Below are 7,688 nucleotides of genomic sequence, written 5' to 3' on the forward strand. Positions count from 1 at the left end.
TGGACGGGGTGTTGTTGTGTTCGCCGCGGTTGTCGAACCGGGTGATTGAGCGGCTGCGGGTGCAGGTGCCGTTCGTGGTGGTCAATCGGCGGGTGAAGGGGTTGGCCACGGTGTTGATGGATGTGGGTCAGGGGGTGCGGGCGGCGGTGGGGCATCTGGCGGAGCTGGGGCATCGGCATGTGGGTCTGTTGTCCGGGCCGAGCGGCTCCTGGACCAGCGGCGAGATCCGCCGGGCGGCGGCCGACCGGGCCGCCGACCTCGGAGTCCGTCTCACCGTCCTGGGCCCGAACGAGCCGACCGAGCGGGGCGGGCTGACGGCGGCCGCGGGGGTGGCGGCCTCGGGGGTGACGGGGGTGCTGTGCTACAACGACCTGGTCGCGCTGGGCCTGATCGAAGGGCTGCGGGACAAGGGTGTGGACGTGCCCGGTGACGTGAGCGTCATCGGCGTGGACGACAGCCTGCCCGGCCGCCTCAGCCGGCCGAAGCTGACGACGATCACGATGCCGACCGCGGCCGCCGGGCGGATGGCGGTCGACCTGCTGCTGGACGCCATCCGCCCGGGAAACGCGGGTGAGGCGGCACCCCACACCACCGCCAGGCTGGAGACCAGCCTGGTGATCAGAGAATCGACGCAGAGAGCGAGTTCACCGTGAGATTCGGATCCACGCCCGCGGGAGAAGCCGTGGACCGGCACATCCTGTCGAACGGCCGGATGCGCGCAGGGATCCTGACCCTCGGCGCGATCGTCCAGTCGGTCGAACTGGCCGACGGGACCGACGTCGTCCTGGGACTGCCCACCGTGGCCGACTACCTGACGCGCAGCCGGTACTTCGGCGCCGTGGTCGGCCGGTACGGCAACCGCATCGCGGGCGGCCGCTTCACCCTCGACGGCACCCCCTACCGGTTGCCGCTCAATGACAACGGCAGCGCCAACAGCCTGCACGGCGGGACGACCGGGTTCGACAAGCGGGTCTGGCGGGCCGAGCCGGACGGCGAGCGGGCCGTCCGGCTGACCCACGTCAGCGAGGACGGGGAGGAGGGATATCCGGGCACGCTCACCGCGTCGGTGACCTACACCCTCACCGACCGGGACGAGTTGCGGATCGACTACCACGCCGTCACCGACGCGCCCACCGTGCTCAACCTGACCAACCACTCCTACTTCAACCTCGCGGGCTCGGGCGACGTGCTGGGGCACGTCGTCACCATCGAGGCCGACGAGTACCTGCCGGTCGGCGACGACAAGATCCCCCTCCCCGGGGCGCCGGCGCCGGTGGCGGGCACGCCGTACGACTTCACCCGGCCGGCGGCGGTGGGCGCGCGCCTTTCGGGCTGCTACGACCACTGCTACGTGCTGCGCCCCGGCGGCGTGATGCGGGTGGAGGAACCGGTGAGCGGCCGGTCGATGGAGGTGACGACGACCGAGCCGGGGGTGCAGTTCTACACCGGGCACATGCTGGACGGCGTCGCCACGCCGTACGGCAGGTACGCCGGGCTCTGCCTGGAGACGCAGCACTTCCCCGACTCGCCGAACCGGCCCGACTTCCCCTCCACCGTGCTGCGGCCGGGGGAGGAGCACGTCTCCAGCACGACCTACCGGTTCGTCGGCTGATTTAGGACTGATTTCACCCGAGAAGCGTGCCGTGACCGTTTTTTACGGGGCGGCGCGCCTCTCGATTTTCTGTCGTCCCTAATCATCCTATGACCGGATCTGCTGCTTCTTCTTCTGCAACCGATTGTAGCTGGGACGCCATAATTACAAGATCTTTTTCTCGGCGAAACCTCTCGTTAACCTCCCTACCTGCTGCTATTTAGTTATCGATATATCGATAACAGCGAGGTAACGCCTGCAAAGGGTTGACGCTGCTTCGCCGGGCGCTATAGGAAAGCGCCATCCAATTCACGTCTCACCGGGAGGTCCCGTGATGACGACTGAATCACCAAATGCTCGGGCCTGGTCCATCCAGGGGTCCCGCCGTGGTTGATTCGCTGTCGCTGAAGCCTGAGGCCGCGGCTCCCGCTCATGCTCCCGCCGTCAAGCGGGGACGCGGGCGTCCCCGGCCCCCCCGAGGCTCTCTCCGCTCCCGCCGCGAGGCGTGGGCCGCCCATCTGTTCCTCGTGCCGTGGTTCCTGGGCCTGTTCCTGATCACGATCGGCCCGATCGTCGCCTCGCTCTACCTGTCCTTCACCGACTACAGCCTTCTCGACGAGGCCAAGTGGGTCGGCCTGGACAACTACATCACGCTGTTCACCGAGGACCCGCGGTTCTGGACCTCGCTGAAGGTCACCACGATCTACGTGGTCGTCTCGGTGCCGCTGCAGCTCGGCTTCGCCCTCGGGCTGGCGCTGCTGCTCGACCGCGGCCTGCGCGGCCTGTCGTTCTACCGGTCGATCTACTACCTGCCCTCGCTGCTGGGCGGAAGCGTCGCGATCGCCATCCTCTGGCGGAAGATCTTCGGTGCGGACGGTCTGGTCAACGCGGTGCTCGCCATCTTCGGCATCCAGGGCACCAGCTACGTCAACAACCCCGACACCGCGCTGGGCACGCTGATCCTGCTGCACGTCTGGACGTTCGGCGCCCCGATGGTGATCTTCCTGGCCGGCCTGCGGCAGATCCCCGGCAGCTACTACGAGGCCGCCTCGATCGACGGCGCGGGGACCCTCCAGCAGTTCAAGTCGATCACGTTGCCGCTGCTCACGCCGATCATCTTCTTCAACCTCGTGCTCGAAGTGATCAAGTCGTTCCAGTCGTTCACGCAGTCGTTCATCGTGAGCAACGGCACGGGCGGCCCGACCGACTCCACGCTCTTCTACACGCTCTACCTCTACACCAAGGGGTTCAAGGACTACGAGATGGGCTACGCCTCGGCGCTGGCCTGGGTGCTCGTGGTCATCATCGCCGGTCTGACCGGGGTCAACTTCCTCGCGTCCAAGTATTGGGTCTTCTATGGCGACAGTAAGTAGCCGGAATCCGGTCCTGTACCGGCGCCGCGTCTCCAGGGGTGCCAAGCACCTGATGCTGATCGGCTTCGGCCTGGTCATGCTCTACCCGCTGCTGTGGATGATCTCCAGCTCACTCAAGCCGGAGGAGCTGATCTTCCGCGAGCCGGGCCTGCTCCCCAGCAAGATCACCTTCGACAACTACAAAAACGGCTGGACCGCGCTCGCGCACCCGTTCAGCTACTACCTGTGGAACTCGGCGGTCATCACGGCGCTGTCGGTCGTCGGCAACCTGGTCGCGTGCTCGCTGGCGGCCTACTCCTTCGCCCGGCTGAACTTCCCGCTCAAGAAGCTCTGGTTCGCGCTCATGCTGGGCACGATCATGCTGCCGTTCCACGTGGTGATCGTGCCGCAGTACATCGTGTTCTCCCAGCTCGACATGATCAACACGATCTGGCCGCTGATCCTGCCGAAGTTCCTGGCCCACGACTCGTTCTTCATCTTCCTGATGGTCCAGTTCATCAGGACGCTCCCGCGTGAGCTCGACGAGGCCGCCTCGATCGACGGGGCCGGATACTGGCGCACGTTCTTCCGCGTCATCCTCCCGCTGTGCATGCCGGCGCTGGCCACCACGGCGATCTTCACGTTCATCTGGACCTGGAACGACTTCTTCAGCCAGCTGCTCTACCTGAACAACCCCGACAACTTCACCGTCCCGGTGGCGCTGCGCACCTTCCTGGACTCCAGCGGTGAGTCGTCGTGGGGCCCGATGTTCGCCATGTCGATCATCGCCCTCGGCCCGATCTTCGGATTCTTCCTGGCCGGCCAGAAGTACCTGATCCGCGGTATGGCCACCACGGGTCTCAAGTAGTCCTCTTCAACCCCCTGAGAAAAGCTAAGAGGAAGGACGAGAGATGCGTTCTCTCAAGACTGTTGCCCTGCTCGCGGCGGCGGCGCTCACCCTGACGGCCTGCGGCGGCGGCGACGAGGGCGGGACCGCCGACGGCAAGGTCAAGCTCCGCTTCTCCTACTGGGGCTCCGACGCCCGGCAGAAGCTCACCGAGCAGGCCATCGCGGCGTTCGAGAAGAAGAACCCGAACATCGACGTGGTCGGCGAGTTCTCCGACTGGCCGAGCTACTACGAGTCGCTGGCCACCAAGGTGGCGGCCAACGACGCCCCCGACGTGATGACCCTGGAGATCCGCGGCCTGGCCGAGTACGCGGGCCGCGGCGCCCTCGCCGACCTCACCGGCAAGGTCAACGTCGCCGACCTCGACCAGCAGGTGCTCGCGACCGGCAGCTTCGACGGCAAGCAGTACGCCATCCCCACCGGCGTCAACGTCTTCGCGATGTTCGTCAACAAGCCCGTCTTCGACAAGAGCGGCGAGAAGCTCCCGGACGACACGAGCTGGACCTGGGACGACTACATCAAGCTCTCCGAGAAGATCACCAAGGCCGGTGACGGCACGACCTTCGGCACCGAGTACACCTTCAACCAGGTGTACCTGAGCATGTTCGCCGCCCAGCGCGGGGAGAAGTTCTACGACAACGGCAAGATCGGTGTCACCCCCGAGACGATCAAGGCGTGGTGGGCGAACTTCGACCAGCTGATCAAGACCAAGGGCTCGCCCGACGCCGCGAAGATGGCCGAGATCGCCGCCGCCGGCGTGGAGCAGTCGCTGATCGGCACCAACAAGGGCGCGATGGGCATGTGGTGGAGCAACCAGCTCGGCACCCTGGCCAAGGTGTCCGGCTCGGAGCTGCAGATGCTCCGTCTGCCCAAGGCGGAGGGCGCCTCCACCCACGGCATGTTCCTCCAGCCCGCCATGCACTGGACCATCTCCAGCAAGACCGAGCGCTCGGCCGAGGCCCAGAAGTTCGTCGACTTCCTGGTCAACGACCCGGAGGCGACCGGCATCCTGCTCAGCGACCGCGGCCTGCCGATCAACTCCAAGGTCCTCGCGTCGGTCAAGGACAAGCTGCCCCCGGCCGACCAGCAGATCCTGACCTTCGTCGAGTCGGTCAAGAGCGAGCTGGCCCAGGCCGAGGTTCCGCCGAAGGGCGGCTCGAAGATGGAGGACATCGTCCGGCGCTACTCCGAGGCCGTGACCTCCGGCCAGCAGAGCCCTGACGAGGCGGCCACCAAGTTCCTCGAAGAGGCCAACGCCGCCATCGCCGGCTAGCACCACTCGCGGGAGACACCCTCATGCCTGCCGTACGGCCCGTCCGGGAGCGCTCGGGCCGTACGGCACACCAATCGGGGAGAAGAGATGAGATACGCATTCGTCGGGCTCGGCCATCGCGCCCAGATGTACGTCGACGCGCTGCTCGGCGACTGGCGTGACACCGGCACGATCGTCGCCCTGTGCGACAGCAACCGGACCCGCATGGACTTCTACGTCGAGCGCATCGGCCAGGACGTCCCCTGCTTCGCTCCGGACGACTTCGAGAAGATGCTGGAGCTGTGCGACGCGGTGGTCGTCGCCACCGTGGACGCCACGCACGCCCACTACGTCGTCACGGCGCTGGACGCGGGCAAGCGTGTGATCGTCGAGAAGCCGCTGACGATCGACGCCGAGAGCTGCGCCGCGATCGCCGCCGCGGCGGAGCGGAGCACCGGCTCCCTGATCGTCACCTTCAACTACCGCTACTCGCCCCGCAACTCCGCGGTCCGCCGCCTCATCATGGAGGGCGCGATCGGCGAGGTCACCTCCGTGCACTTCGACTGGGCCCTGGACACCATCCACGGCGCCGACTACTTCCGCCGCTGGCACCGTGACAAGGCCAACTCCGGCGGCCTGCTGGTGCACAAGTCCACCCACCACTTCGACCTGGTCAACTGGTGGCTCGGCGCCGCCGCGCAGAGTGTGTACGCCCAGGGCGACCTGCGCTTCTACGGCGCCGAGAACGCCAGGGCCCGCGGCCTGGAGTCCCGGCCCGAGCGCGGCCAGGGCGCGTCCGGCCTCGGCACCGACCCGTTCATCCTCGACATCTCCGCCGACCCCCGGCTCAAGCGCCTCTACCTGGACGCCGAGCACGAGGACGGCTACATCCGCGACCAGGACGTCTTCGCCGAGGGCGTCACCATCGAGGACAACATGGCGGTCCTGGTCCGCTACGACAACCGGGTCGTGCTCACCTACTCGCTCAACGCGCACGCGCCCTACGAGGGGTACCGGGTCGTCTTCAACGGCACCGGCGGGCGGATCGAGCTGGAGGTGTGCGAGCGCGCCTGGACGCCGCCGCACGCCGCGATCGACCCGACCGCCGCCTCCAAGGAGCACGCGACGGGCGCCTGGGAGAAGCTCGTCCTGCACCAGCACTGGCAGGAGGCCCGGGAGATCCCGATCGAGCAGGGCGCCGGCGGCCACGGCGGCGGCGACCGGCTGCTGCTGGACGACGTGTTCCGCGGCCCGGACGACGACCCGCTGGCCCGGCAGGCCGGTTACCTCGACGGCATCCGCAGCGTCATGGTGGGCGCCTCGGCCAACGAGTCGATCCGGACCGGCCGCCCGATCCACCTGGTGGACGGCGGCCTCCGCATGGCGGACAGCTGAGCCGTGCCGGATTCCGAAGGCGGCCCGCGCTCGCTGCGGCACCTCGGTGAGTTCTCCGCTCTCGCCGGGATCGCCGCGGCGCAGCGCGGGCTGTTCCCCCCGCCCGGTCCCGCGCTGCGGGAGCGGGCGCGCGACCTGCTGGGCGTCCTCGACCTGACCGCCGCGGACGTACGCGTCGAACGGACCTGGACGGCGGGTGGGCTGTCCGGAGAGGAGATCTCCTGGGACGTCGGGTTCGGCCCCCGGACCCGCGCTTACGCGCTGCGCCCCCGCGAGGCGGGCGACGCCGTGCTGCCCGGCGTCCTCGCGCTGCACTGCCACGCCGGGATGAAGTGGGCGGGCAAGGAGAAGATCGCCGACGGTCCGGAGGATCCCTCTCCCGAGGTGGCCGGGCTGCGGACCGCGATCTACGGCGGCAGGGCCTGGGCGGGGGAACTGGCCCGGCGCGGGTTCACCGTACTGGTGCCCGACGTCCTGGGCTGGGGCAGCCGCCGGATCCCCCTCGCCGACATGCCCCCGGCCGCCCTGTCCTGCGTCCCCGCCGGGACGGGCCTCAGCGAGGCGGACCGTTACGACGCGGCGGCCGCGCATCATGAGCACGTGCTGGCCAAGTACTGCACCGTGCTCGGCACCTCCTACGCGGGTGTCGTCGCGGGCGAGGACCTGGCGGCGGCGGCCTACCTGCGCTCGCGCCCCGACACCGGATCCGTCGGCTGCGCCGGGCTGTCGGGCGGCGGCCTGCGCGCGGTCCTGCTCGGCGCCTTCGACCCCGGCGTGGAGGCGGTCGCCGCGGTCGCGATGATCTCGTCCTACCGTGACCTGCTGGACGGATACGTCGCACAGCACACCTGGATGTTGTACCCTCCGGGCCTGTCCAGGTTGTGTGACCTGCCCGACCTGGTGGCCTGCGCAGCCCCCCGGCCGCTGCTGCTCTGGTACGGCGAGCGTGACCCGATCCTTCCGCCGGAGGGGATGCGCCGCGCCCATGAAATGATCACAGCGCACTATCGGCAGGCCCCGGCGGGCTATACGGGCGTGTTCGCCGACGCGGGGCACGAGTTCGGCCTCCCCGCGCAGGAGCGGGTCTTCGACTGGCTCGCTCGCCACTTGAGAGCAGAAGGAGGTGGGCCGTGGCGGTGACGATCAGGGATGTGGCGCGGGCGTCGGGGGTGCATGTCTCGACGGTGTCGC

7 protein-coding genes are annotated in these 7,688 nt (G+C 68.3%); all 7 read left to right on the forward strand.

Features of this window, described 5'->3' with window-relative positions:
- Positions 1-653: LacI family DNA-binding transcriptional regulator (locus IEZ08_RS38590; RefSeq protein ID WP_189244206.1), on the forward strand; the 653-nt coding region annotated here is incomplete at its 5' end.
- Between the two features lie 29 nt (positions 654-682).
- A complete protein-coding gene (locus IEZ08_RS38595; RefSeq protein WP_229803958.1) occupies positions 683-1,612 on the forward strand; it encodes an aldose epimerase family protein in 930 nt (309 codons plus the stop codon).
- Between the two features lie 332 nt (positions 1,613-1,944).
- Positions 1,945-2,964 (forward strand): carbohydrate ABC transporter permease, encoded by a 1,020-nt coding sequence (locus IEZ08_RS38600; RefSeq protein WP_068925950.1) that lies wholly within the window; start codon positions 1,945-1,947, stop codon positions 2,962-2,964.
- Between the two features lie 52 nt (positions 2,965-3,016).
- On the forward strand, positions 3,017-3,811 hold the full coding sequence (locus tag IEZ08_RS38605; RefSeq protein ID WP_373294405.1) for a carbohydrate ABC transporter permease: 795 nt from the start codon (positions 3,017-3,019) through the stop codon (positions 3,809-3,811).
- Between the two features lie 43 nt (positions 3,812-3,854).
- Positions 3,855-5,123, forward strand: coding sequence for an ABC transporter substrate-binding protein (locus tag IEZ08_RS38610; RefSeq protein WP_068925946.1), 1,269 nt, complete (start codon positions 3,855-3,857; stop codon positions 5,121-5,123).
- A gap of 87 nt (positions 5,124-5,210) precedes the next feature.
- The gene (locus tag IEZ08_RS38615; protein WP_189244208.1) at positions 5,211-6,497 is read left to right on the forward strand and encodes a Gfo/Idh/MocA family protein; all 1,287 of its coding nucleotides are present in this window, start codon (positions 5,211-5,213) and stop codon (positions 6,495-6,497) included.
- A 3-nt stretch (positions 6,498-6,500) separates the two neighbouring features.
- Positions 6,501-7,637: an alpha/beta hydrolase family protein gene (locus tag IEZ08_RS38620; protein ID WP_189244209.1), complete on the forward strand. Its 1,137-nt coding sequence runs from the start codon at positions 6,501-6,503 to the stop codon at positions 7,635-7,637.
- Positions 7,638-7,688: the final 51 nt, after the last annotated feature.

Source organism: Planobispora rosea, assembly GCF_014648175.1.
GTDB lineage: Bacteria > Actinomycetota > Actinomycetes > Streptosporangiales > Streptosporangiaceae > Planobispora > Planobispora rosea.

What these genes read in the sequence shown, in the direction of transcription:
- IEZ08_RS38605 (WP_373294405.1), top strand. Translation starts at nt 3,017, where the DNA reads ATGCTGATCGGCTTCGGCCTGGTCATGCTCTACCCGCTGCTGTGGATG.
- IEZ08_RS38615 (WP_189244208.1), top strand. Translation starts at nt 5,211, where the DNA reads ATGAGATACGCATTCGTCGGGCTCGGCCATCGCGCCCAGATGTACGTC.
- IEZ08_RS38610 (WP_068925946.1), top strand. Translation starts at nt 3,855, where the DNA reads ATGCGTTCTCTCAAGACTGTTGCCCTGCTCGCGGCGGCGGCGCTCACC.
- IEZ08_RS38600 (WP_068925950.1), top strand. Translation starts at nt 1,945, where the DNA reads ATGCTCGGGCCTGGTCCATCCAGGGGTCCCGCCGTGGTTGATTCGCTG.